Source organism: Pollutimonas rozaliensis, assembly GCF_048751585.1.
In the GTDB taxonomy this organism is placed as follows: Bacteria; Pseudomonadota; Gammaproteobacteria; order Burkholderiales; family Burkholderiaceae_B.
The window spans coordinates 1-265 of sequence record NZ_JAZHOB010000162.1 but is presented as its reverse complement, the minus strand read 5'-3'; the positions used below and the strand labels follow the sequence as shown (position 1 = coordinate 265).

1 protein-coding gene is annotated in these 265 nt (G+C 44.5%); it reads right to left on the bottom strand.

All coding sequences use genetic code 11. From position 1 onward, the window contains the following. Positions 1 to 28 precede the first annotated feature (28 nt). On the bottom strand, positions 29 to 265 hold a 237-nt coding region (locus tag V0R37_RS22400; RefSeq protein WP_420376596.1), incomplete at its 5' end, for a glycogen/starch/alpha-glucan phosphorylase.

The window sequence follows — 265 nt, the reverse complement described above, 5'->3', positions numbered from 1 at the left end:
CGCCAGATGCTTGGTGTGGAATTGAGGGCTATCCATGGGAAGTCGCTCGTCCTGACATTAAACAAGAAATTGGCGCTTCTTTTTGATGTCCATCCTCAAACGATTGTTTAAACAAACCGTACTCATAATGCAAACCATAGCCAACTGTTGGATATTCTTGCGCAGCACACGAGTCCATAAAACAAGCGGCTAAACGACCTAAACCGCCATTACCTAATGACGGATCGCGTTCTTCTTCTAATAAATCAGTCAGGTTCTGTCCAAG